We start from the raw sequence: 25,183 nt of genomic DNA on the forward strand, positions 1-25,183 counted from the left end.
TTAGATCTGCTTTGCCCATTGCGGGCAAAGCAGATGGAGGACGTACTCGATTCGATCAGAAAGAATGGCGCATGCCGATGCGCACGTCGGCCTGCGTCGTCGTGGTGGACGGCGTGAAGCTATAGCCGATCACCGCATCCACGCCGCTCGAGGCCTTCAGATAGTCGCCTGAAATATAGACATCCGTCCGCTTCGAAAGCAGATAGTGCGCGCCGAGCGAGCCCTGATTCCAGTGATGTCCTTCGAAGTTGGTGTACTGGTAGCCCCCGATCACGCTGAAGGCCGGCGTTACCTGCCAGCTCGCGCCGCCTTCGCCGACCTTCATGTGCGATGTGACGCCGAGGCCCTTGATCGTCGTATACGTGAAGTTGCCCATCAGCGTCACGTCGCCGATTGCGTAGCTCGAACCGATACCGAACGTGCCCTGCTTGTCGACGGGAAACGGATTGCTCGAGAAGAGATCCGTTCTCGCGCCCGTTGCCGGATCGACAGTGACCGTCTGTTGGCCGAGGAACGTGTGCACGCCGAGCATCGCATAAGGATCGAACGCGTAGATGCCGTGCGGATTGTTAAGCTGCGTATAAGCCGCGCCCGCCGTGAAAGGGCCGTTGGCATAATGCGCGCCGACGCTCCATGCGCTGTCCTGATGGAAGTCGCCCGCGACATTGCCAAACGAATACATGCCGCCGAACATGAAGCCCGCGAATTCATTCGACAGGAACTTCACCGAATTGGGCAGACGGTCGCCATTGAAGCGGTCGAAGTCGCCCTGGTGAATTGCATAACCGCTCGCCCATGCAGAGACGTTGTATAGATACACCATCTCTTCCGTCATATCGAGCTGATTGCCGAACGACAACGTGCCCCACTGGTTCTTCAGGCCCACATAGGCCTGACGTCCGAACAGCGTGCTGCCGAAGCCCAACTGTCCGTTGCCGAGGTGAAAGCCGCTTTCGAGCACGAACACCGCCTCCAGTCCGCCGCCGAGATCTTCCGTGCCTTTGATGCCGAAGCGGTTGCCGTAAGAAATGCCGTCGTCGAATTTCACCACATGCGAGCCACCCGTATTGTTGACCCACGTAATGCCTGCGTCGAGGATCCCATACAGGGTGACACTGCTTTGTGCATGGCTCGCGTTCGAAACTCCGGCGAGCGCAAGCGCGACGCCTGTCAGTGCTGCGGCATTCAGCTTTTTCATTGTAGCGTTCTCTCTTGCCTGGCTATGAGGGAATAGGAATGCGAAGCGCACTCCGCGGCGTGTGCAATTCGCACCACGATGAAGGCACAGTACAAATCCATTTTTCGGTCGACTCGACCAGACACGACATACATTGGTCTGATAACGACACGACTAAAAAAAGAAGCGCGCGTGTCATAAATGAAAAGCGCGCGGCCTTTGCGGCTGCGCGCGCTCTTTTTGAAGCACTTTCAATGCCGCTTTAGTGAATACCCAGCTGCGTTTGAACTGCCTGCAAACCATCCGCACCGTTCGTGGTCGTCACACCTTTAAGCCACGTATTTAGCAAAGCGGGATTACCTTTTAGCGCAGTCAATGCCGCCGTATTGATGTCCACCTTGTTTTGCAGAACGTTCGCAATGATCTGGTTCTCCATGTCGACATTGAACGTCATCTGCTGAAACAGCTTCGCGAGATTCGTGCACTGCCCGGCAAAGCCCGGACGCGTAACCGTATTCACCGTCGCGCCGCCGTAGTTCGGGCCGAAATACGCGTCGCCGCCCGACAAATACGTCAGGTGGAATTTCGTATTCATCAAATGCGGTTCCCAGGCGAGGAACACGATCCACTGCTTGTCGCGCACGGCCCGCTCCACTTGCGTCAGCATGCCCGTTTCGCTCGATTCGACCACCTTCCAGTCGCCAAGACCGAAAGCCTTATCCGCAATCATCTTCTTGATGTTCTGATTCGCGGGTGCGCCCGGTTCGATGCCATAGATCTTGCCGTTGAACTGATCCGCGTGTTTGACGAGATCGGCAAACGAATGCACACCCGCGGCAGCGACATAGTCCGGCACGGCAAGTGTGAATTTCGCGTTGGTCAGATTCGCGTGCAGCACGTCGATCGAGTGCTCGTCGACGAACGGTTTGACGAGCGGTCCCTGCGCAGGCATCCAGTTGCCCAGAAATACGTCGATTTGACCTTTTTTCAGGCCCTGATAGGTAATCGGCACCGACAGGTTCGACACGTTCTGCTGATAGCCGAGCGCCTTGAGCAGCACACCCGCCACCGCATTCGTCGCATCGATGTCGGTCCAGCCGGGATCGGCCATGCGCACCTGTGTGCAGCTTTGCGGTTCAGCGGCGTGCGACGATCCCGTCACGGCCATGCCAAATGCAGAAAAGATCAACGCGGCCTTGGCAAGCGAACTTCTCCAGCGTGTGTTCATCGTAGTGCTCCCGTATCGAGGTTGTCTTCGGTGCCTGTCGGTCAGCGAGAGACGACGCGCGGATAACGCGCCATCGCTTCCAGCGTGTCGAGTTCGATGTGATTGCGCATATAGCGCTGGCTCGCATCGTTGAACGGCTGCCAGTCCCATGAGCGGATCGCGCCTTGTGTCGTCGCTTCGAAGTGGAAGCGGCGACGGCGCTGGCTTGCGAGTACCGCTTGATGCAGTGCGGGAATGTCCCAGCGCTGCGTGACTTCTTTGCGAAAGGCTTCGACCAGCGTGGCCGCTGCCGGATCCTGCGCCAGATTGGCACGTTCTCGTGGATCGCTGGCGAGATCGTAAAGCTGGTCGGGATCGACGGGCGTGTGAATGAACTTGTACTGACCGCGCCGGATCATCACCATCGGCGCAATAGCACCTTCGGCGAAGTATTCGACGATCGCTTCGTCGTGCCCGCCGTCGTTGCGCAGATGCGGCACGAGGCTGCGTCCGTCGATGGTATCCGGCCACTCCGCACGGCGTGCGCCGGTTGCCATTTCGAGCAGCGTGGGCAAAAGGTCGACATGCGACACCGACGCCGCCACTCGGTGCGCGCGAAACTGCTTCGGCGCGTGCACGATCAGCGGCACGCGCACGCCGCCTTCGAAGCAGGTCATCTTGTACCAGAGTCCGCGCTCGCCGAGCATTTCGCCGTGATCCGACGTGACGATGACGATCGTGTCGTCGGCGAGTCCCGTTGCTTTGAGCGTGTCGAGAATCGCGCCGAATTGCGCATCGACATACGATAGCGCGCCGTAATACGCGTGCCGCGCATCGCGGATCTGCTGCGCCGTGGGCGGCGTGAGGTCTGCTTCGTAGACGTCGCGCAGGCGCTTCGAGTGGGGATCGCTTTCATCGCGTGTGAGCGTCACGCACGGCATGTCGATCTCTTCATCGCGATACATGTCCCAGTACTGCTGCGGTATCGCGTAAGGATCATGCGGGTGCGTCAGCGACGCGACCACGCAAAACGGCCGCGCGTCGCCGCCCGCCGCGCGCTCACGCACGATGTCGTATAGCTTCTGGCGCGTCGTGTAAGTGACTTCGTCGTCGAAATCCAGCTGGTTCGTGCGCACGCACGGTCCCGCATCCAGCACCGAACTCATGTTGTGATACCAGCTCGGCCGCACGTCCGGGCGATCCCAGTCCGGCACCCAGCCGAAATCGGCGGGATAGATGTCGGTCGTCAAGCGTTCTTCGAAGCCATGCAACTGGTCAGGGCCGCAGAAATGCATTTTGCCGGAGAGGATCGTTCGATAGCCCGCCGCACGCAGATAGTGCGCGAAGGTCAGCGTCTGCGCCGGCAATTCGGCGGCGTTATCGTAAGCACCAATTGCAGCGGGCCGTTTGCCCGCCATCATCGAAAAGCGGGCCGGCGCGCACAACGGGCTCGCGCAATAAGCCGAATCGAACACGACGCCTTCTTTCGCGAGCGCATCGATGCGCGGTGTCAGCGAGACCTGATTGCCATACGCGCGCAACGCGAACGGTGTCATCTGGTCTGCCATCAAGATAAGGATATTCTGCTTTGTATTAAGGCTCATGGGCGGGGCGGATTAGAATCGTACGGTTACGGTTCGAAGCGTGGCGCTCGCAGCAGTGCGGAACACCGCGCATTCACTTCACTATTGCCGCTCATTAAACCGTTGTGAAGGCGGCGTGCGCTTATCGGCCCATAAGGGGATGTTATGTCGGGACCAGACCGTCTTCCGCCGATGCAGACGCTATCGGCCTTCGAATCGGCCGCGCGCCTCGCAAGCTTCACGGCTGCCGCGCGCGAGCTCGGCTCGACACAGCCAGCCGTGAGCCAGCGCATCGTGCAGCTCGAAGAAGATCTCGGGGCGCCGTTGTTCGAGCGCGGCCATCGCGGCGTGACACTCACGCCCGAAGGCGCATTGCTATACGAAGCCGTGCGCAGCGGTCTCGACACGATCCGCGTGGCCACCTCCGACATCCGCGCGCGCCGTGCCACAGGCGCATTGACGATACTTACCGACGCCGGCTTCGCCACCTATTGGCTGATGCCGCGTCTCGCGCGCCTCAAGGCATCGATGCCGGGTGTCAACGTAAAGATCGTCACGTCCCAACTCGGCTACGACCCTCACCGCGATCATGCCGACATCGCCATCGCATTCGGCGACGGTCATTGGCCCCCTTGCACGTCAACGCGCCTGTTCGCCGAAGCCGTCACGGCCGTGTGTTCTCCCGCCTTCCGCCATCTCCACCCGGCGGTGCACACGGCCGCCGATCTCGCCGAATTACCGCTGCTGCACGTGCAGCCCACCGAGCCGGAGCGCTGGCTCGCGTGGAATAGCTGGTTCGCCGCACACGGTCTGGCGGCGCCGGGAGAAAGCCAGGGCATGATGTTCAACAGCTATTCGCTTGTCGTGCAGGCTGCGCTGATGGGCCAGGGTGTCGCGCTCGGCTGGACGCCGCTGACGGACGAACTCGTCGCGACTGGCCAGTTGGTGCGTCTGCTGGACACGCCCGTGACGACCGAGCGCGGCTACTACCTCGTCTGCCCGCCCGCGCGACCCGCGCCCGCCGCCGTGCCGCTGTTCCGGCGCTGGCTTTTCAACGAGCTGGTCGACGTTAGCGAGCACGCGCACGCCTGACGTTCCGATACTACGAGCACGGCGCTTCGGTTCTATGCGCGCGCAATTTGGGCTGATTTACTTGATCATCCCGCTTGCCGCCACGCTGCGCTGCACGACCACTGGCGCGCCGACGCGGGCAATCCCATATCGAACAGAGAGGACCGCATGCCCGCCACCGATCGTCACCCACAGTTCGCGCTGACCCTTTCCTGCCCGAGCGCCGCCGGACAGGTTGCCGCCATCGTCGGCTTTCTTGATCGGCATCACTGCTACATCGACGAACTGACCGTGTTCGACGACGACATCAGCGAGCGCTTTTTCGTGCGCTGCGTCTTTCATGGCGTGGGTAGCGCGCCCGACGCGGCGCTGCATATCGACACGCTGCGCCACGAGTTTCGCCCCATTGCCGCAGACTTCGACATGACGTGGGCGATGCACGACCTCGAGATGCGCCCGAAAGTGTTGATCATGGTGTCGAAGCTCGAACACTGCCTCGCGGACCTGCTGTTCCGCTGGCGCATGGGGGAGCTGAAGATGGACATCGCCGGCATCGCGTCGAATCACCCCGATTTCCAGCCGCTTGCCGCGCAGCATGGTCTGCCGTTCCATCACTTTCCGCTGACGCCCGACACGAAGGCGCAGCAGGAAGCGCAAATTCTCGACCTGTTCGATAAGAGCGGGGCGGAACTGATGATCCTCGCACGCTACATGCAGATTTTGTCGGATGAAACGAGCCGCAAGCTCTCGGGCCGAGCGATCAATATCCATCATTCGTTCCTGCCCGGCTTCAAGGGCGCGCGCCCATATCACCAGGCGCATGCGCGAGGCGTCAAGCTGATCGGCGCGACGGCGCACTTCGTTACCGACGATCTCGACGAAGGCCCGATCATCGAACAGGAAGTGCAGCGCGTCGATCATTCATATGGTCCGGAGCGGATGCTTGCCGTGGGCCGCGACGTCGAGTGCATCACGCTGGCGCGCGCAGTGAAGGCGTTCGTCGAGCGCCGCGTGTTCATCAACGGCGATCGAACTGTCGTGCTGTAACAGCATGAGCCGCCGCGCCGCATCGCGGACGCGGCGGCGAGCATCAGGCGATGCTCACAGAAACGGCTTCGCCAGATGATGCGAGAACCACACCACAAAAACGGCAAACAGCAACGCGCCGTACGGCAGCACACCACGCAGGCCGGCAGGCCGCGCGCCGCCCTTCCATTCCATGTCCTGCTGCATGCGTGCCGGAAAGCGCCCGCGGTCCTGCCAGTAATGGCGGAACATGAACACGGGCACGATCAGCAGCATCGCGATCAGACCGTTGCGCATCGTACCCACCCCTTGCATGTCGGCACCCGCGCCGATGAACGCGAGATCCAGATAGCCGCACAGTGCGCCCGCCGCGAGCAGCCATGTGGGGCAGCGGAACGGACGGTCGGCATCGGCGCGATCCAGCCGGTGAATCCAGCCCGATTGCAGGTTCAGGAAGACGAAGATCATGTAGCAGACGTTCGAGATCGATAGCACCGTCATGTAGTCGGACATCAGCAGCAGAACCAGATTGAAGCCGAGATCGGTCCACATCGCGCGCGTCGGCGCACCATGCTCGTTCACGTGCGACAGATACTTCGGCAGCCAGCCGTCGACGGATGCCTGATACAGCGTGCGCGACGAGCCCATCATCGACGTCATCACGATCAGCAGAATGGTGAGAATCAGCATGACGACGACCACGTCGAACACGATTGCGCCACCGCCGACCATGTGCGCCATCGCGGCGGCGACTCCCGTACCATCGGCAATCTTCGGGTCAAGCATGCCCTTTGTCCCCAATACCCCTTGGAACGCCAGCGGCACGAGCGTCATCACGAGCAGACACGCCATGCCGGACCAGAAAATTGCCTTGGCCGTGTCGGTGCGCGGATTACGGAATTCACGCGTGTAGCACACGGCCGTCTCGAAGCCATACGCGGCCCAGCCTGCCATGAACATCGCGCCGAACGCCATCGTGATGCCCGCGCCGTTCCACGAGCCGAATGTCGCTGCCGTCACGTTGCCTTGCGCGTCGTGTCCGAGAGGCAGCAGCGGCCATAGATGCGCGGCGGGCACATCGCCCGTGACAAACGGCACGATGCCGACAATTAGCAGCGGCGCAAGCGATGCGATGCCGAGAATGCGCTGCGTTCTAGCGGCTTTCGAAGCGCCGCTATGCTGCAACTTGAAGGTGATCAGCAGGAAAATCGCCGCGATGATGAAGGTGGCATTGATGCGCAGCGACAGTCCTTGCTTGATGAAGCCGAGATCGAGCAGCGTCAGACGCCATGTGTTGATCGCGGCGTCGGGGGCATACAGACTGGAGAGCGCGTAATTGGCGGCAAGGCCTGTGCCCAATGCAAGCATCGGCGACCACGCGAGCCAGTTGCACCACACGGAAACGGGCGCAATCGTCTTGCTATAGCGAACCCAGGCCATCGCGCCGTATACGGACGCGCCGCCCGACTTGTGTGGGAAAAGGCCGGAAATTTCAGCGTAAGTGGCGCTTTGGATCAACCCCATCAGGATCGCGGCGACCCAGATGGACCATGCGGGTTGACCGATCGTCGCCGAGACGCCGCCGATCGTGAACAGCACGCCGCCAGGCACGCCGCTCGTCACCCAGAAGGCATCTTTCCATGTGAGGCCGCGTTGAAGCGCATGGCCTTCGTGTGCGGCGCCCTCGTTCGTACCTTTGCTTGCGCCTTCGATACTGCGCGTGCGCAGTCCTGACTGATCCATCCAGAGTCTCCCTTTTTTAGAAAGAGCCTGCGCGCTGGCTGGAACACAAACAACCGTGACACGGCGATGCGAATGCGCGCGCAGCGCATTCGCATCGCCATCAAAACCCTTATCAGAACGCGTTAGAGAAGGATGGTTATTGTGCTCCGCCTACCCAGCTGTTCACGCGGTCGCCGTGTGCGGCGATCCACGATCCGGCTGCGTCGGCAGGCTTGGCGCCGTTCTCTGTCGCCAGCATGACGCTGTCGATTTCGCCCGGCTTCCATTGAAATTTCTTCAGAAACGCGACCACTTGCGGAGCCTTCGCATCGAGGCCCGGATTAACGACGCTATCCACGTGCTCGGACTCGCCGTACACCTTCTTGGGATCTTCGAGGAACTTCAGCTTCCACTTCGCGAACATCCAGTGTGGGACCCATCCCGTGACGATCACAGGTTTATTGGCATTCATCGAGCGAGCAAGTTCCGCGGTCATGGCGCTGCCCGAACTCGGCATCAGCTGATAGTCGAGGTTATAGGCCTTGATCGCCTCGCTGGTTTTCTTCATGACGCCTGCGCCGGCGTCGATGCCGACGATGCGGCCCGAGAAGTCAGCTTTATGCGCCTGCAGATCGCTGATGCTTTTCTCCGGCACGTCGGCGGGCACGATCAGACCGATCTTTGCGTCGGTGTAGTTGGCTCCCAGGTCTTGCACCTTGCCCTTGAACTGATCCCAGTACGCACCGTGCGTGACGGGCAGCCACGCTGACAGCGTTGCATCGAGATCACCGCGCGCGACGCCCTGCCACATGATGCCCGCCGCGACGGGCACGAGCTGCACCGGATAGCCGAGTCGCTTTTCAATGATCTGTGCAGCGACGTTCGAGGTTGCGACGCTGTCGTCCCAGCCTTCGACGTAACCGATCTTGATGGTAGGTTTGGTATCTGCGGCCGCGGTTCCGATCGCGGTCATCGTTGCGATCAGTGCCCCGCACAACATCAGTTTTTTCAGGTGCTTCATGGTCGATCTCCTTGTGGCCGCAGCTGCGGTGTGCTTTTAGAATCGCTAACCAGAAAGTCGATGGTGGTCGGGTTTGCGACGGGTTCTTGTCTGTATGCGACTTGGCTTTTTTTCTGTCTGCGACGCAGTCGCAGTTCTGGTTCTTTCGCCGGCATCCAGCGAAAGCAACAGCAAAAAAACCGGGCGCCGCAGGCAAGATCACTTATCGACTACAAGATCGCTCAACGGCTTGCTACAACACAGCAACACCATTCCCTGATCGATTTCGCGCTGCCGGATCCCGCCGTTGTGCTTCATATCCACCTGGCCAGAAACAAGCTTGACCTTGCACGTGCCACACATGCCCTGCGTACATGAAGCAGGCAGCCGAACCCCCGCCTGACGGGCCGCATCGAGCACATGCTGCGTAGAGCCGCATTCGATCGACCGGTTACTGCGCGCAAAGCTCACCGAGAAGGTCTGCGCACCATTCGCGCCATCCGCGTGGGACTTCTGCTCGGCCTCAAGCACTTCCGCCGCGACTTGCGGCTCCGCTTCGATCAACGTCTCGAACGAAAAACTCTCCTCGTGGTACTGCTTGCGATCGAAGCCTGCTTCATCGAGCAGATCGCGCACCGCCTTCATATACGGCGCCGGACCGCAAGTGAAAACCTCGCGCTCCATGAAATCCGGCGCGATCAGCTTGAGCAGCGGCAGCGTCAAGAACCCCGTAATGCCAGGCCAACTGGTCCTCGCGCCTACCCGCTCGCAAACGAAAGAAGTTCTGAAGTTCGCCTGATTCGAAGCAATCAGATCCAGTTCGCGAGGAAAAATGATGTCGTCGGGCGTACGCGCACTGTGCACGAACACGATGTCGCGATCCTCGCTCAACTCATGGTGCGCGCGGCTCATCGACATCAGCGGCGTGATGCCGGAACCCGCCGACAGAAACAGATACTTGCGCGCCGGATGCCGCGCGCAGGTGAATTCACCGGCAGGACCGAGCACACGCACGCGTGCGCCCGCCTGCAGGTTGTCGTGCAGCCAGTTCGACACCTTGCCGCCCGGCACGCGCTTCACCGTAATGGAAATGGTGTGCGGGCGCGTCGGCGGCGACGAGATCGTGTAACAACGGTTGATCGTCTCGCCTTCGATATCCAGCTCGAGCGTAATGAACTGGCCCGGCTCGAACACGAACGCACGGCCTTCCGGCGAACGGAAGAAAAAGCTCTTCACGTCGTGCGTTTCCTGTCGAACCTGGCAGCACACGAGCGTTTCCTCGACATCGCTCGTCCAGCGCGCCGGCAACGCGCTCCAGAATTCGGGCTTCGTCACGCGGCTTTCGACGGGTTCGAAGGGTGCTCCATCGCGCATCATTGCTTGCTCCACTTGCCGCCAGGCATCCGGTCGGTGTTGTTCGAAGGCTCGTTCAAACGGCCTTGATGTTAATTGTGCGCGGCTCAGAAGCCGAGCTGTCGATGTGCGAAGCGAGGCGCCGCACATACCAGTCGCTGAACTTCTCGACCAGCCCTTCCGTGAACGGCGAGTACGGCCCCGGCTCATACGCGCTGCTGGACGCGCCGCGCTGCGAGTATTCGACGAGGGCACGGTCCTGGTCGTTGGTGGCGTTCCACACGGCCGTCAGGTTGCTCACGTCATAATCGACGCCCTCTTGCGCGTCCTTGTGCACAAGCCATTTGGTGCGAACCAGCGTTTCGCCCGCCGACAGCGGAATCACCGAGAAGGTCACGATGTGATCGCTCATGAAGTGATGCCACGAATTGGGCTGCGTCCAGAACGACAGACCGCCAAGATCAGCCTGCCTGAATTCGCCGAGCAGCTTCTTCGACGCCACCTTCGCGTCGAGCGTCTGCGATTCGCCGCTGCGATCGAGCGGCAGACGCTGCGTACGGAAGCCCGTCACGTCCGACAGACGATCGATCTCAACGGAAGGCAGATTCATCTCCTCCCATTGCCTGGCGCGCTCGATACAGGTGCGCTCGAACGCGTCCATGCCTTCCGCGTTCGCCGGCGAGCGCTGATAGCCGAAGCCGTATTCGTAGAGAGAAATGGTCAGCTCGGGATGGTTCGCGACGCAGTGGTAGCACTCGCGATTGTTCTCCATCGTAAGCTTCCAGTTGCCTTTCTCGATGATGTCGATCTGTGCGGCGATCTTGCAGTTCGGCAGATCGTGCGGCAGCAGATACGGCTCCATCGCGGCGCGCATCACGGCGAAATCGACAGGCGGGTTTTCCGCGAGGCAAACGAAGATCAGACCCGCCAGGTTCTCGACATGCACGCTCTTCAGGCTGTGCTTGCAGCGGTCGAACTGCTCGCCCATGTGTTCGGCAAACATCAGGTCGCCCGACAGGTTGTATGTCCAGCTGTGATATGGACACACGATATTGCCGACCGTGCCCTTGTCCTCGTTGCACAGGCGCGCGCCGCGATGGCGGCACACGTTATGGAAAGCGCGAACCTGCATGTCGTCGTCGCGCACGATCAGGATCGAATCGCTGCCCAGCTCGACGGTCACGTAATCGCCAGGTTCGGGCACGTCCGGCTCGACGGCGACCTGAATCCAGTGTTGACGGAAAATCGCGTCCATATCGAGCCTGAAGATTTCTTCGCTCAGATAGAACGGGGCTTCGAGGCTATATCCCTGCTTGCGCCGATCGACGAGCGCCTGAATGTCTGCCGATACTTTCATGTGTGCTCCGGGTTTGCGAGGCCGTGTGGGTGCGGCGCAAATCAGTAATCGATGAGTTGATGCTCGCGCAAATAGGCGAGTATCACTTGTGCTTTTTCGACCGAAGTCCCTTCATTTACGACGCTGCCGCCGCGGCTCTCCGTGGTCGTCGCGGACAGCATGCGGGCATGGCCCGAACGCTTCTCAGCCGCCGCGAGCCGCACCGGTTTGCGCGTGACGGGCGCAACCTGCCATTGCGCGGCTTCCGCGTCGGCGACTGCCTCGGTGTGCTGCGGCCGGATCGAGCCTGCGCGCAGCCGCGCGTACGCATAGCGCGGCGTCACGCCGGCCAGCGGATGCACGGCGACCACGGCGGGCAGCGCGACCTCGACGCGACGGCGCACGCCTTTCGGCAAGAATTGCCGCACCGTCGCCCGACCACCAGCCACCGTCACGTCGACGGCCGTTCCCGCGAGCGGTACGGACAGCGCATCGGCGAGGCGGTACGGCAGCATGCCGCTGTCGAACGCGCCTTCCGCGCAGGTGCCCGTCAGCACCAGGTCGTACCCTTTGAGCCGCGCCGCAAGCAGCGTCACGGCATCGTCATTGACGCCGCAGGTCAGCACTTCGACGTGTTCCGCGCCCAGTGCGAGATAGTCTTCGAGTGCGGGATTACCCGGATCGCCCGCATGCAGCACGTCCAGACGCGCCGCGTGCTGGGTCGACAATTGACGCCCGATCTCGAGCGCGGCGGCATCGTTGCGGCTATAACGCGCTACGCCGCTGACGGGATGCTTGCCAACCGACACGAGCACTGCGATTTTTTCGAGCTTGCCGTTCATGCTGCGACTCCTTCGACGATCCGGTTGGCAACCGGTGCAGCAGCACCGCCGCGTCCGGAACGCGCGCGATCGATCTCGTCGATCAGCGAAGCGATGGTCGCCTGCGTGTCGCCGATGATCGTCAGATTGGCACGCTTGACGATGGGCGCACTGCCGTCCAGGTTGACCGCGATCACATGACGGCAATCCTTGATGCCCTGCAAATGCTGAACGGCGCCCGAAATGCCGAACGCGATATAGACGCTCGCTTCGACGGTCTTACCCGTTGCGCCGATCTGCTTGTCGCGCGTGAACATGCCGTTGTCGACGGCCACCCGGCTCGCGCCAATCGCCGCACCGAACGTGCTCGCGAGTTTTTCGAACGCTGCGACATCCGTCACGCCGTTGCCGGCCGATACGATGAAATCGGCTTCTTCCAGCGCAACCTGGGCCGCGTCGATTTCCTCGATGCCGAGATCGCGGTATCCGCCCGTCGATGCATCGGCCGTCTGCGCGAGGGCGGGGACATCGAGCCGCTCGCCTGCGCCGACGAACGGCAACCGTGTGTCGACTGCACCCGCCGCCAGCAGAATCACGTCGGGCAGCGCGCGCGTTGCGTAGGCCTTCTTCGCCTGCGCATACGTCGATACCCCCTTCCCGTCGATCTGCACGACGTGTGTGGCGATGCTGGCGCCCGCGAGCGCGGCGTAACGGCGGCCGAGATCGCCGTCGCCCGTCGCGTTGTCCGGCATGAAAATGTGCGCGGGCGCGAGTTGCGCGACACAGGCCGCGACGGCCTGCACTTCGCGTTCCGGTGCGAACGTGCGCCGGTCGAACGATGGCAGTTCGATCACCTTGTCGGCGCCGAGCGCGGCGGCGTCATCCTTCAGTTCGCCGAGCACCAGCAGCGCAACTTGCGTCGTCGCGTCCGCGATCAGCGCGGCGGCGGCCAGCGCCTGACGCGTGTGATCGTCGAGCGCGCCACGGTCGCTGTGCGCGACCACGAGCAGTGTGCGCTGCGGCGCCTGCGTCGTGCGCAGCGTTTTAGCGGCAGCATGGCCGTGCGCGCCCGCCTGCAACGCGTGGTCGTACGACGCGCCCGCCACGTGTTCCGCGCCCAGCGTGATGCGCTTCAGTCCTGCCGCCGTAATGACGAACGGGCGGCGCGGATCGATACGTTTGATGGTCGTATTCATCGTTCACTCCAGCGCTGCGGCAACGAGTTCGGCCACATCGAGCACCTCGGGCCGTGGACCGACCACGCCTTCGAGCATCGCCGTGCAGTTCGGGCAACCCACCGCGACCACGTCCGCGCCGATCGAGCGTGCGTCGTTGATGCGGATATCGGGAATGCGCTGCTTGCCAGGGATATCCGTTAGCGGCGCACCGCCGCCACCGCCACAGCACCGTCCGCGCTTGCCGTGCCGCTCCATCTCGACGACCTTGATGCCGATCGTCTTCAGCAACTGGCGCGGCGCTTCCGTTTCGCCGTTGTAGCGGCCGAGGTAGCAAGGATCGTGATACGTGATCTTCTTGTCGTTGAACGCGGCCACCGCTTTCGGCGACAGCTTGCCGCTCGCGACCAGTTCCGCGAGGAACGTCGTGTGATGCAGCACTTCGTAGCGGCCGCCGAGCGCGCGGTATTCGTTGCGCAGGCTGTGCATCACGTGCGGATCGGCGGTGACGATGCGCTTGAAATTCAGCGCGGACAACGTGCCCATCATCTGCTTCGCCATACGCTGGAAAGTGGCTTCGTCACCGAGACGGCGCGCGACATCGCCCGTATCCGTTTCCTGCGAGCCGAGCACCGCGTATTTGACGCCTGCCTTGTTCAACACCTTGACGAGCGAGCGCAGCGTGCGTTGATAGCGCATATCGAACGCACCTTCACCAGCGACGAGCAATACGTCGACAGCCTGACCCGGTTGCGCGACAGGCGAGCTGAGATCGACCGACCAGTCGTAACGCGCGGCCTTATCGTAGCCGCCCATAGTGCCTGTCTCGCGCAGATTCGCGAGCACTTCAGGACCCTTGCCCGGCACCGTGCCGTGCACGAGCGTCTGGTTGCGGCGCATGTCGACGATGGCGTCCACATGTTCGATCAGCATCGGGCATTCATGCACGCAGGCGCGGCACGTCGTGCACGACCACACGGTATCGGCTTCGATCAGGCTGGAGATGATCGGTCGCTGCGGCTCGCCGCCATGCTGGCCGACCTTGATGCCGGGCGTCGGACTGCCCGCATACGCTGCGTCGTTGCCGCCGACCATGCCCGTCACGAGGTCCTGAATCAGCTTCTTCGGATTCAGCGGCTGGCCTGCCGCAAACGCGGGGCACGCTGCCTCGCACTTGCCGCATTGCACGCATGCATCGAAGCTCAGTAGTTGATTCCAGCGAAACTCGACGGGCTTGCCGACGCCATATTCATTCTGCTCGAGCACGGGCGCCTTGAGCGCCGTCGGCGGAATGGCCTGCTCCTTGCGCACGTCGCCTTGTGCCGCGAAACGCTCCTGACGCGGATGGAACGCCAGATGCAGCAGACCGGCCAGCGCGTGCTTCATCGGACCGCCGCGCGCCGCGCCGAACGTCATCGTGAAAGCGCCGACGCCGATCAGCACCGCGAAGAGGATCGCGAGGCCACCCGACATCGCCGATGCGGGCAACAGCGTGTACAGCAGCAGACCGAGCGCGAACGAGCCGAGCAGCCAGGGCAGCGTATTCCACGGACCGCGCGACAGACGTGCGGGCACATCCTTCGCATGACGGCGGCGCCACACGAACACGGCGCCCACCAGCATGATCAACGCGGCCAGAAAGATCAGCCGGTCGAGCCATGGCGAATAGATCGCCAGACCGTAGTTGATGAAGACCAGCGCGAAGGCGGCAATCGCGCCGCCTGCGGTGGCAACGTGCGTCTTCGCGATGTACGGATCGCGCGCCACGACATGATGCAGATCGACGAAATAGCGCTTCGGGATGGTCAGCAGATTGGTCCAGCCGAATGCGCCGGCTGCCGTTGCCCGTCCGAGACGCCAGTAAGCCGCCCGTTTTGCGACCGCGAACGCAAGGCCGGCGACGGATACCCACAACAACGCGGTGATGAGAAACGCCGGGCTCATCGTCAGAAATCCTTGCAAAGACGCAGCGCGTCGTAGATCGCGCCGTGAATGTTGTGCATCGAAATGCAATCGCCGACACGGAACAGCAAGAAGCGGCCATTGCCGAGTTCTTCGGAAAGCGACGGCTGCGGCTCGGAGGCAAAGAGCTTGTGCACGTCGACCTGACCGCGATTCACCGACTCGTTCTTCAGCTTCCAGTACAGACCGTCGTTCGGCGTGCTGCCGTTTTCGATCACGACCTGATCGACAGCGCGCTCTTCCCGTTCTTCCGTGTACTCGTTGCGGATCACGGCGATCTTCTTGCCGTCTTCCTCATACACGCGGTCGAGCCAGTAGTTCGGCGTGTGGATCACGCCTTGCGCGTACAGACGGCGATAGAAGATCGGAAACGTGGTGCCGCCGACGTCGTCGGCCACCTTCACGTCCGGCGTGACGATTTCGACCTTCGAGCCACGGCTTGAAATGAAGTCTGCAACGCCCGCGCCTGCATGCGTGCTGACGCCGTCATAGACCAGCACGTTCTGGCCCGGCTCGACCTTGCCCGACAGGATGTCCCATGAACTCACGGCCAGCCCTTCCGCGACGCCCCATGCGGGCACCTGTTGGGTGAAGGCTGAACCGCCCGTCGCGAGCACGATGATGTCCGGCTTCTCGGCGAGAATCATTTTCTCGTCGGCTTCGACGCCCATGCGGCGATCGACGCCGAGGCGCTTCGTTTCCATATCGAACCAGCGCACGATGCCCGCCATCTGCTCGCGTTGCGGCGCCTTCGCGGCCAGCATGATCTGGCCGCCCACGGCATCGCCCTTTTCGAACAGCACGACATCGTGGCCGCGCGAGCGCGCGACGCGCGCCGCTTCCAGTCCCGCCGGACCCGCGCCGACCACGACCACCTTGCGGCGCGGTCCGCGCGTCTTTTCGATCACGTGCGGCATCGTCGCTTCACGCGACGTGGCGGCGTTCTGCACGCACAGCACATCGAGGCCGTTGTACTGGCGGTCGATACAGTAGTTCGCGCCGACGCACTGCTTGATTTCGTCTTCGCGGCCGTCGCGAATCTTGATGACCATGTGCGGATCGGCAATCTGCGCGCGCGTCATGCCGACCAGGTCGACCATGCCGTTGGCGAGCAGACGTTCGGCTTGCCCTGCATCGCGAATGCTTTGTGCGTGCATGATCGGCAGCTTCACGACCGACTTGATGCCCGCCGCGAGATGCACGAAGGGCTCGGGCGGCAGCGCCATCGGCGGCATGCAGTTGGCGAGCGTGTTGTGCGTGTCCGCGCCGGAACCGATCACGCCGATGTAGTCGATCAGGCCCGTTTCCGCCATCGCCTGCGCGATTTCCTTCAATTGCGTGTGATCGAGGCCATCTTCATGGAACTCGTCGCCGCACATGCGCAGGCCTACGCAAAAGTCCTTGCCGACGGCTTCGCGCACCGCTTGCAACACTTCGACGCCGAAGCGCAGACGGTTCTGCAGCGAGCCGCCCCATTCGTCGGTCCGGAAGTTCGTGCGCGGGCTCCAGAACTGATCGATCAGATGCTGGTGCGCAGCCGAAATTTCGATGCCATCCATGCCCGCATCTTTCACGCGCTTCGCAGCCGCCGCGAAGTCGCCGATGATGCGGCGGATTTCTTCCACTTCAATGATCTTCGCGTTGCCGCGGTGCACGGGCTCGCGCACGCCGGACGGCGTCATCAGATGCGGCCAGTGCTCGCCATGAAACGCGGAACGGCGGCCCATATGCGTCGCCTGAATCATGATCTTCGCGCCGTGCCGATGCATCGCTTCGGCGAGACGCGACAGCGGATCGATGATCTTGTCCGTCGACAGGTTCACGGACTTCCACCAGCCCTGAGGGCTGTCGATCGATACCGGGCTCGACCCGCCGCACACGGCGAGGCCGACACCACCCTTGGCCTTTTCCTCGTAATAGCGGATATAGCGGTCGCCGGGCAAGCCGCCCGGTTCGGCATACACCTCTGCATGCGCGGTGCTGACGATACGGTTGCGCAGCGTCAGCTGGTTGAGGGTCAAAGGTTTGAACAGATTGGGGTAACGCATTGCAGGCGACCTCGGGCGGTGTTCAGTTCAGGCTCTATGTGATGAGCGGTGTGTCAGTGAGCGATCGGCGACACTTCGAATACACAGTGGTCGTGATGCTCGGCTGCGCACTGCACTTCTTTCGACTGCGCGCGCGGCGCGCTCTTGCCGCCGTCAGTCGTATCGTTCACCCAGTCCATCGCGCCCGCAAACCAGCCGGCGAACATGTAGCACAGCTTGCCTTCCTTGCCCGGCTGCGCGAGCACGAACGACGAGTGCTGCAACTGGATCTTTGCGCGCGCCGTCGACGGATCGGCTTCGACGATCTTGAAGAGACCCCAGCCGCGCTGCGAAAGACGGTTCAGGTAATGCTCGAACACGGCCATGCCGCTGAGGCCGTGCTGCTTCGCTTCCTTGTCGCACCAGTGATACGCGGACTTGTAGCCGGCCTTGTAGAGAATCTCCGCGTACGCTTCGAGGCCGAGCGCTTCTTCGACGGCCGTGTGATTGTTCGTGAAGAAATGGCGCGGCACGTACAGCATGGGCAGCGCGTCGGTGGTCCAGACGCCCGTGTTCGGGTCGACATCGATGGGGAGTTGCGGTTGCATCGCGGGGTTCCTGTTCTGTATCTATGGATTGAGTTAGACGTTCCAGACTTCGCCGAAGAAGCGCATCCAGTTTTCGCCCATCACCTTCTTGATGCGCGACTCGCCCCAGCCCGCCCGCTCCATCGCGGCCGTCAGGTTCGGGAATTCGCCGATCGTGCGGATGCCTTCGGGATTCACGACCTTGCCGAAGTTCGTCAGACGGCGATAGCGGCCCTTGTCGTGCGTGATCCAGTCGAAGAACTCCGTGCTGTAGCCTTGCGTGAAGTCCGTGCCGATACCGACCTTGTCTTCGCCGATCACGTCGATCACGTATTCGATGGCTTCGAGGTAGTCGTCGACGGTCGCATCCGGGCCTTTCTTCAGGAACGGCGAGAACATCGTCACGCCGACGAAGCCGTTGGCGTCGGCGATTTCTCTCAGCTGCTCATCCGTCTTGTTGCGCGGATGATCCTTGAGACCCGACGGGCAGCAATGCGAGTACGTGACCGGCTTTTTCGAGCAGGCGATCGCATCGGACGAGGTCTTGGCGCCGACGTGCGAGAGATCGACCAGAATGCCGACGCGGTTCATCTCCTGAATCACTTCGCGGCCGTAGCCCGACAGGCCGCCGTCCGCTTCATAGCAACCCGTGCCGACGAGGTTCTGCGTGTTGTAGCAAAGCTGCACCACGTTCACGCCCAGTTCCTTGAACACTTCGATATAGCCGAGGTTGTCTTCGAACGCGTACGAATTCTGGAAGCCGAAGATGATGCCCGTCTTGTTCTCTTTCTTCGCGCGCAGGATGTCGTCCGTCGTGCGCACGAGCGTCAGAATCTCGCTGTGTTCGCGGATCTGCTGCTTCATCTCCGCGATGTTGTCGATTGTCTTCTGGAAGTCTTCCCACACGGAGACCGTGCAGTTAACCGCGGTGACGCCGCCCTTTCTCATATCCTCGAACACCGAGCGCTCGAACTTCGAAATGTTCAGACCGTCGATGATGATGCTGCTGTCGTGCAGGTTGCTCATGGTGGACTCCGTAGCTTTGGTTTTGACGGACCGTTCGGGCGGCTCAGTAAATTGGGAAGCGTTCGCACAGCGCGAAGATCTCGCGGCGCACGCGCTGCTCGGTGGCGGCATCGCCGTCGGGATGCGAGCGCAGCGCGTCGAACACCTCGAGAATCATCCGGCCGACATCGCGGAACTCGGCGACGCCGAAGCCGCGCGTCGTGCCCGCCGGCGTGCCGAGACGAATGCCCGACGTCACCGTCGGCTTTTCCGTATCGAACGGGATGCCGTTCTTGTTGCAGGTAATGCCCGCCCGTTCGAGCGCCTGCTCGACCTGTGTGCCCTTCAGCCCCTTCGGGCGCAGATCGACGAGCAGCAGATGGTTGTCGGTGCCGCCCGTCACGAGATCGACACCGCCTTCCTTCAGCACTTCGCCCAGCGCTTGCGCATTGGCCAGCACGTTGTCGATATAGGTCTTGAAGCTGTCTTCGAGCGCTTCGCCGAAAGCAACCGCCTTGCCCGCGATCACGTGCATGAGCGGACCGCCTTGCAGGCCGGGGAATACGGCCGAGTTGATCTTCTTCGCGACCTCTTCGTCGTTGGTCAGCACGAAGCCGCCGCGCGGACCACGCAGCGTCTTGTGCGTGGTCGACGTCACGACATGCGCGTGCTCGACGGGATTCGCATGACGGCCCGCCGCGATCACGCCGGCGATATGCGCCATGTCGACCATCAGCTTCGCGCCGACGCTGTCGGCGATGGCACGAAAGCGTGCAAAGTCGAGTTCGCGCGGATAAGCGGAGAAGCCGGCAATGAGCATCGACGGCTTGTGCTCATGCGCGAGCTTTTCGATCTGGTCATAGTCGACACGCATCGTTTCGCGGTTCACGCCGTACTGCACAGCGTTGAACCACTTGCCCGAGAGTGCGGGCTTCGCACCGTGCGTGAGGTGGCCGCCCGCGTCGAGCGACATGCCGAGGATCGTGTCGCCCGGCTTGGCGAGCGCGAGCATCACCGAACCGTTCGCCTGTGCGCCCGAGTGCGGCTGCACGTTGGCGAAGCCCGCATTGAAGAGCTTCTTGATGCGTTCGATCGCAAGGGCTTCGACTTCGTCGACGAATTCACAGCCGCCGTAATAGCGCTTGCCGGGATAGCCTTCCGCGTACTTGTTTGTCAGTACCGAGCCTTGTGCTTCGAGCACGGCACGCGACACGATGTTTTCCGACGCAATCAGTTCGACCTGCGACTGCTGGCGTTCCAGTTCCTTGAGGACCGACTTGCGCACCGCTGCGTCGCGCTCGGCGAGGGACTGCGAGAAGAATGGGTTGGCGTTCGACATGGCTTCCGTTCAGTTGACCGTGGATGACGAAAAGCGAAAGAGAGTGCGTGGCCCGGCGTCCTTGATTCCGCGCAATCCCTTGCCTGGACTGGCTTTGCACTACCTCCAGCGATGGCTCTATTCTTGTCTTTCGCCTGAGCGGTCAATTTACGATTTCAGACGCGTTCTTTGCCTTTTCCGCCATGCAGGTCCGTTTTGGACAAGTGATCGCTCGTGCTAATCGGAGGCGCGGAGCCGGCAAATCGATGCGCCGAAAAATGGTGCATTGCAGCGCCAATCCAGCCGGGCGCAATCTATGCGGCACCGTTGCGGGGCGCGGGCAGATCATCCACAGTGCGTAAAGCGCACAGCGCAGGTGCGTATGCGCGAGTGCACTGCCGCAAGCCCGTTATCCAGCCAGGGTTTAGCCGTATGGCATGCTTGTTGCGCTCGCTCTCAAAATAACAAAGGCCGTTCCCCACACGGTTGAAACAGAACATCGAGCTGAAGGAATGCCCGAACCATGTCGCCCGATCGAACCGCGTCGTTGTCTCACTTCGCGTTCATGCCGCTGCCCAACTTCACGATGATCGCGTTCACGAATGCGATCGAAGTGCTGCGCATGGCGAACTACCTAAGCGGTCAACCGCTCTATCGATGGTCGATCATCAGTCCGGGCGGCGGCTCCGTCACGGCGAGCAATGGCCTGTCAGTCGACACGGGCCCAGCCGAGTGCGTCGGCACGCCAGACATTGTGTTCGTGTGCGGCGGCATCGACGTGCAGCGCGAGACCACACCCGAACATCTCTCTACATTGCGGCGCTTCGCGCGTGCGGGTGTTGCGCTTGGCAGTTTGTGCACGGGCACCTATGCACTTGCGAAGTCGGGCTTGCTGGCGGGCTATGCGTGCGCGATTCACTGGGAGAACATGTCTGCGCTCAAGGAAGAGTTCCCTGACACGCGTTTCCTCAAAGAACTGTTCGTGATCGACCGTGACCGTGTGACCTGCACGGGCGGCGTTGCGCCGCTTGACATGATGCTGAACCTGATTGCCGCGCGCGTGGGCACGCCGCGTGTCACGCAGATTGCCGAGCAGTTCATCGTCGAACATGTGCGCGACACCAGCGCGCAGCAGCGCATGCCGCTGGTGGCACGGCTTGGCTCCGCCAACAAGTCGTTGTTCGAAGTCATTGCGTTGATGGAAAACAACATCGAAGAGCCGCTTTCACGCGAAGAACTCGCGCGACTCGCCAATATGTCGCAGCGCCAACTGCAGCGCCTGTTCCGTGAGCATCTCGGGATGACGCCTACCCATTACTATCTGACTTTGCGGCTGCGCCGCGCGCGTGAGCTACTGTTGCAGACGGATATGTCGATCATGCATATCACGATGGCTTGCGGGTTTCAGTCGGCTTGCCATTTCTCCAAGAGCTACCGTGATGCGTTTGGGACCGCTCCTACGCGGGAGCGGAGAAAGCAGGTCGCACCGTTGGCGCATCCTGTGATGGGCGTGCTCGCTGGCTCGCCTTTGCATGCTTGATGGTTTTTTGGTCTGCGACGCAGTCGGCATTCTGGTCTTTTGCTTTTTTCGCTGGCACCCGCGGTCTCGGCCTCTGCGCTGGCATCTGCGTTTTTGCATCGGGTTGCTGGCGTTGCCCCTGTGCGGGGCGGCACTTTTTCTTTGCCGCGGCAAAGAAAGTAAGCAAAGAAAGCCGCTCACACCGCCAATCCCTGTTCTTACCCACGGGGCCCTCAACGTCCCCGTCCTGCTCGCGGCACCGCGCTAGCATGCGCGCGTTGCCAGCGCCTTGAACAGGCGCATCACCCACTCCAGTCACCCGTAGTCCCGCCAGCGGCAGCGAATCGTCCGCGCCGCCCAGGTGGCAAACTGTGTGTAGGTGATCGCACCGCACGCGTTGCCGATCCTACGACACCATCCCCGCTTTTCAGTCCGGCGTGGTGCACTTTCGGCGCGATGGCCTACACACAGTAGGCCCACCTGGGCGGCCGTGAACGCCTGGCAACGCAGTCCGTGACGCGGGAATGGCAAAGAAAAGTAGGTGCCGCCCCGCACAGGGGCAACGCCAGCAAACCAGACGCAAAACGCGGATGCCCGACGAAAAGCCAAAAAGCAGACGCGCGCCACCGTGTCGCAGACGGTTTGCGCGCACCATCCCACTGCGCTAAGGTGAAACCTGCTCGCGACGCCAGAGCGTCGCCTCATTATGAGAGATCTCATGGCCGACACCGACAACGACCTGTCGCAACTCAACTCCACCACCATCGCACCGCAGCAATTCTCCCTCGATGTGCTCATGGAGAAGTACGCCAAGGGCGATGAACGCACAGCGGACGACGTCTACCGCCGCGTCGCACGCGGCGTCGCGTTAGCCGAGCCAGAAGCATTGCGCCCAGCAATCGAAGCCCGTTTCGTCGAAAACCTGCAAAACGGCGCGCTCGGTGCAGGCCGCATCATGAGTGCCGCGGGCGCAGGCATCCAGGCGACGCTGATCAACTGCTTCGTGCAACCCGTCGGCGACAGCATCCAGGGCGTCGACGACCAGGGCCTGCCCGGTATCTATGTCGCGTTGCTGCAGGCAGCCGAAACGATGCGCCGCGGCGGGGGCGTCGGCTACAACTTCTCGGCAATCCGGCCGCGCGGCGCGCGCGTGAAAACGACGGGTTCGTCGGCGTCGGGCCCTTGCAGCTATATCGACGTGTTCGACGCGTCGTGCCGCACCGTCGAAAGCGCCGGATCGCGGCGCGGCGCGCAAATGGCGGTGCTCGATTGCACGCATCCCGATCTGCTCGAGTTCATCGACGCCAAGCATTCGAAAGGCCGCTGGAACAACTTCAACGTCTCCGTCGCCGTGACCGACGAATTCATGCAAGCGGTCGAAAACGACGCGATGTGGCAGCTCGTGCATCGCGCGGAACCGACGCCCGCATTGCGTGCGGCCAACGACGTGCGTCAGCGTGACGACGGCATGTGGGTCTACAGCGAACGGCGCGCGAAAGAAATCTTCGATCGCATCATGCGCTCGACCTACGACATCGCAGAGCCCGGCATCGTGTTCATCTCACGGATGAATGACGACAACAATCTGCGCGCCGTCGAATCGATCCGCGCAACCAACCCGTGCGGCGAACAGCCATTGCCGCCCTACGGCTGCTGCAACCTCGGCCCGCTGAACCTGACGCGCTTCGTGCTCGATCCGTTCGCGCAGCGGCACGGCGGCAAGCCATCGTTCGACTGGGACGCACTCGCGCAACGCACGCGCACTCAAGTGCGCTTTCTCGACGATGTGCTCGATGTCACGCTCTGGCCCCTCGAACAGCAATACGACGAATCGCGCGCGAAGCGGCGCATCGGTGTCGGTTTTACCGGGCTCGGCGACACGCTCGTGATGATGGGCCTGCGCTATAACTCGCAGGAAGGCCGCGATTTTGCGGTGCGCATCGCAAAGCTGATGCGCGATGAAGCGTATCGCGCATCCGTCGAACTCGCCCGCGAACGCGGTGCGTTTCCTCTCTTCAATGCCAAGCAGTATCTGCAAGACGGCACCTTCGCATCGCGTCTGCCCGACGACGTCAAGGAAGCGATCCGCACGCACGGCATTCGCAACAGCCACCTGCTCTCCATCGCGCCGACGGGCACGGTCAGTCTCGCGTTCGCCGACAACGCGTCGAACGGCATCGAGCCAGCGTTCTCGTGGACCTACACACGCACGAAGGTGATGGCGAACGGCAGCCGCGAGCAGTTTGCCGTCGAAGATCACGCGTATCGTCTGTATCGCGAACTGGGCGGCGACGTCGGCCATCTGCCGGATTATTTCGTCAGCGCGCTCGAGATGTCGGCGCGCGACCATCTGGACATGATGGCCGCGGTGCAGCCGTATATCGACACGTCAATTTCGAAGACCGTCAACGTGCCCGCCGACTATCCGTTCGACGCATTCGAAAACCTTTATTTCGACGCGTGGAAAGGCGGTCTGAAAGGACTCGCAACGTATCGCCCGAACGAAACGCTCGGCGCCGTGCTGAGCGTCACGCCACAAGCCGCCCCTACCGCCGACGATGCGCTCGCCGAAGTCGATCTCGACCCGCTCCGCATCGCGATCGATCATCGGCCCAAGGGCCAGTTGCCCGCGATCATCGAGAAGGTCGAATACCTGACGGCCGCGGGCAAGAAGTCGCTGTATCTGGCCGTGTCGTTCATCGAGGTGACAGGGCGCGTCGGCGGCGAAGAAGTGACGATCGAACGCCCCATCGAATTCTTCATTCCCGCCGGTCAGCGCGACGAGTCGCAGCAATGGATCACGGCGACGATGCGCTCGCTGTCGCTGGCCGCGCGAGGCGGCTTCGTCGCGCGCAATCTGCAGGACTTGCGCAAGGTATCCTGGGATCGCGGACAGGTCAGGCTAGGCGACGTGCAGCGGCTGGATGGGCACCGCTCGCCGCGCTGGCACGATTCGGAAGTGGCCGCCCTCGCCTATGCGCTTCAGCAGATCCTGCACCGCCGCGGCTTTCTCGATGCGGAAGGCAACCAGGTGCCATCGCGACTTCTAGCACGCGCGCCGCGCGACGACGCGAATCTCAATGCTTCGAGTGCGGACAACGCGCTTTCCATTGCAGAAGGCTCTGCCGAAGAAGCACGCAGCGCACAGGAACTGCGCACGATGCATGGCCGCAAATGCGGCCATTGCGGCGCCAATGCCGTGATTCGAAAAGATGGCTGCGACTTTTGCACGGCCTGCGGCGAAATCGGCGCATGCGGATAATGGGCCCGCAGTTTTTACCTGTCAGGATCATT

Annotated in this window: 18 protein-coding genes; 4 read left to right on the forward strand and 14 right to left on the reverse strand. The window is 62.0% G+C overall.

The features are described 5' to 3' along the window. Positions 1 to 55: 55 nt before the first annotated feature. From BPHY_RS16675 to betC, 3 genes are all read right to left on the reverse strand, one after another. Positions 56 to 1,198 carry a porin gene (locus tag BPHY_RS16675; protein WP_012402617.1) on the reverse strand — a complete coding sequence of 381 codons (1,143 nt, stop codon included), beginning with the start codon at positions 1,196 to 1,198 and terminating at the stop codon, positions 56 to 58. A gap of 241 nt (positions 1,199 to 1,439) precedes the next feature. Then, complete coding sequence (locus BPHY_RS16680) at positions 1,440 to 2,345, reverse strand: choline ABC transporter substrate-binding protein (RefSeq protein WP_083775908.1); 906 nt, start codon at positions 2,343 to 2,345, stop codon at positions 1,440 to 1,442. Positions 2,346 to 2,446: 101 nt separating this feature from the next. Continuing rightward, entirely contained in the window at positions 2,447 to 3,988 is a 1,542-nt protein-coding gene (gene betC, locus BPHY_RS16685; RefSeq protein WP_012402619.1) for a choline-sulfatase, read from the reverse strand. A gap of 144 nt (positions 3,989 to 4,132) precedes the next feature. On the opposite strand from betC, the gene BPHY_RS16690 reads away from it, so the two are divergent. Continuing rightward, positions 4,133 to 5,059 carry a choline sulfate utilization transcriptional regulator gene (locus tag BPHY_RS16690; RefSeq protein ID WP_012402620.1) on the forward strand — a complete coding sequence of 309 codons (927 nt, stop codon included), beginning with the start codon at positions 4,133 to 4,135 and terminating at the stop codon, positions 5,057 to 5,059. Positions 5,060 to 5,206: 147 nt separating this feature from the next. Next, positions 5,207 to 6,085 carry a formyltetrahydrofolate deformylase gene (gene purU, locus BPHY_RS16695; RefSeq protein WP_012402621.1) on the forward strand — a complete coding sequence of 293 codons (879 nt, stop codon included), beginning with the start codon at positions 5,207 to 5,209 and terminating at the stop codon, positions 6,083 to 6,085. Positions 6,086 to 6,139: 54 nt separating this feature from the next. Here purU and BPHY_RS16700 read toward each other — a convergent pair whose 3' ends face one another. From BPHY_RS16700 to BPHY_RS16750, 11 genes are all read right to left on the reverse strand, one after another. Next, positions 6,140 to 7,807: an APC family permease gene (locus BPHY_RS16700; protein ID WP_012402622.1), complete on the reverse strand. Its 1,668-nt coding sequence runs from the start codon at positions 7,805 to 7,807 to the stop codon at positions 6,140 to 6,142. A gap of 136 nt (positions 7,808 to 7,943) precedes the next feature. Then, on the reverse strand, positions 7,944 to 8,807 hold the full coding sequence (locus BPHY_RS16705) for a glycine betaine ABC transporter substrate-binding protein (protein WP_012402623.1): 864 nt from the start codon (positions 8,805 to 8,807) through the stop codon (positions 7,944 to 7,946). Positions 8,808 to 9,005: 198 nt separating this feature from the next. Then, entirely contained in the window at positions 9,006 to 10,163 is a 1,158-nt protein-coding gene (locus tag BPHY_RS16710; RefSeq protein ID WP_012402624.1) for a hybrid-cluster NAD(P)-dependent oxidoreductase, read from the reverse strand. 52 nt (positions 10,164 to 10,215) lie between these two features. Further along, a complete protein-coding gene (locus BPHY_RS16715; RefSeq protein ID WP_012402625.1) occupies positions 10,216 to 11,496 on the reverse strand; it encodes an aromatic ring-hydroxylating oxygenase subunit alpha in 1,281 nt (426 codons plus the stop codon). A gap of 41 nt (positions 11,497 to 11,537) precedes the next feature. Next, positions 11,538 to 12,317: a drug:proton antiporter gene (locus BPHY_RS16720; RefSeq protein ID WP_012402626.1), complete on the reverse strand. Its 780-nt coding sequence runs from the start codon at positions 12,315 to 12,317 to the stop codon at positions 11,538 to 11,540. Beyond that, complete coding sequence (locus BPHY_RS16725) at positions 12,314 to 13,492, reverse strand: electron transfer flavoprotein subunit alpha/FixB family protein (RefSeq protein WP_012402627.1); 1,179 nt, start codon at positions 13,490 to 13,492, stop codon at positions 12,314 to 12,316. The genes BPHY_RS16720 and BPHY_RS16725 overlap by 4 nt, the downstream gene beginning before the upstream one ends. Before the next feature lie 3 nt (positions 13,493 to 13,495). Then, a complete protein-coding gene (locus BPHY_RS16730; RefSeq protein WP_012402628.1) occupies positions 13,496 to 15,415 on the reverse strand; it encodes a (Fe-S)-binding protein in 1,920 nt (639 codons plus the stop codon). 2 nt (positions 15,416 to 15,417) lie between these two features. After that, a complete protein-coding gene (locus BPHY_RS16735; protein WP_012402629.1) occupies positions 15,418 to 17,481 on the reverse strand; it encodes an NADH:flavin oxidoreductase in 2,064 nt (687 codons plus the stop codon). A 53-nt stretch (positions 17,482 to 17,534) separates the two neighbouring features. Further along, positions 17,535 to 18,068, reverse strand: coding sequence for a DUF5943 domain-containing protein (locus BPHY_RS16740; protein ID WP_012402630.1), 534 nt, complete (start codon positions 18,066 to 18,068; stop codon positions 17,535 to 17,537). Between the two features lie 33 nt (positions 18,069 to 18,101). Then, positions 18,102 to 19,073: a dipeptidase gene (locus BPHY_RS16745; protein WP_012402631.1), complete on the reverse strand. Its 972-nt coding sequence runs from the start codon at positions 19,071 to 19,073 to the stop codon at positions 18,102 to 18,104. A 43-nt stretch (positions 19,074 to 19,116) separates the two neighbouring features. Further along, positions 19,117 to 20,391, reverse strand: coding sequence for a serine hydroxymethyltransferase (locus tag BPHY_RS16750; RefSeq protein ID WP_012402632.1), 1,275 nt, complete (start codon positions 20,389 to 20,391; stop codon positions 19,117 to 19,119). Positions 20,392 to 20,893: 502 nt separating this feature from the next. Between BPHY_RS16750 and BPHY_RS16755 the strand changes: the two genes are divergently transcribed. Further along, positions 20,894 to 21,910, forward strand: coding sequence for a GlxA family transcriptional regulator (locus tag BPHY_RS16755; protein ID WP_012402633.1), 1,017 nt, complete (start codon positions 20,894 to 20,896; stop codon positions 21,908 to 21,910). Positions 21,911 to 22,607: 697 nt separating this feature from the next. Further along, the gene (locus tag BPHY_RS16760) at positions 22,608 to 25,151 is read left to right on the forward strand and encodes an adenosylcobalamin-dependent ribonucleoside-diphosphate reductase (protein ID WP_176061913.1); all 2,544 of its coding nucleotides are present in this window, start codon (positions 22,608 to 22,610) and stop codon (positions 25,149 to 25,151) included. Positions 25,152 to 25,183 lie beyond the last annotated feature (32 nt).

Origin of the sequence: Paraburkholderia phymatum STM815 (assembly GCF_000020045.1) — a bacterium.
GTDB classification, from domain to species: Bacteria; Pseudomonadota; Gammaproteobacteria; order Burkholderiales; family Burkholderiaceae; genus Paraburkholderia; species Paraburkholderia phymatum.